Below are 245 nucleotides of genomic sequence, written 5' to 3'. Positions count from 1 at the left end.
TGGCCCTTCTGGCCGTTGATCGAGGAGATCGAGATGACGCGACCGAACTTGCGGGCGCGCATGCCCTCGATCACCTGGCGCGTCATGTTGAACAGCGAGCCGAGGTTGGTGTTGATCACGGCATTCCGGTCTACAAGTGGGACGTCTCATCGTTCGACGCCTGCGCGGCCGGCGTGAAGCAGGTCGAGGCCGATCTCGGGCCGGTCGACGTGCTCGTCAACAACGCCGGCATCACTAAGGATACC

General features: G+C 62.9%; 2 pseudogenes. One reads left to right on the top strand and one right to left on the bottom strand.

The features are described from left to right. Positions 1–125 (bottom strand): annotated as a pseudogene (locus tag FNJ47_RS47980) (SDR family NAD(P)-dependent oxidoreductase); the annotation flags it as partial. Between FNJ47_RS47980 and FNJ47_RS47975 the strand changes: the two are divergent. Further along, positions 120–245 (top strand): annotated as a pseudogene (locus FNJ47_RS47975) (SDR family NAD(P)-dependent oxidoreductase); the annotation flags it as partial. The pseudogenes FNJ47_RS47980 and FNJ47_RS47975 sit on opposite strands and share 6 nt — an antisense overlap.

Source organism: Bradyrhizobium uaiense (genome assembly GCF_010811875.1).
In the GTDB taxonomy this organism is placed as follows: domain Bacteria; phylum Pseudomonadota; class Alphaproteobacteria; order Rhizobiales; family Xanthobacteraceae; genus Bradyrhizobium; species Bradyrhizobium uaiense.
Note: the sequence above shows the minus strand (reverse complement) of the source record. Positions and strands in the feature narration are given on the sequence as shown.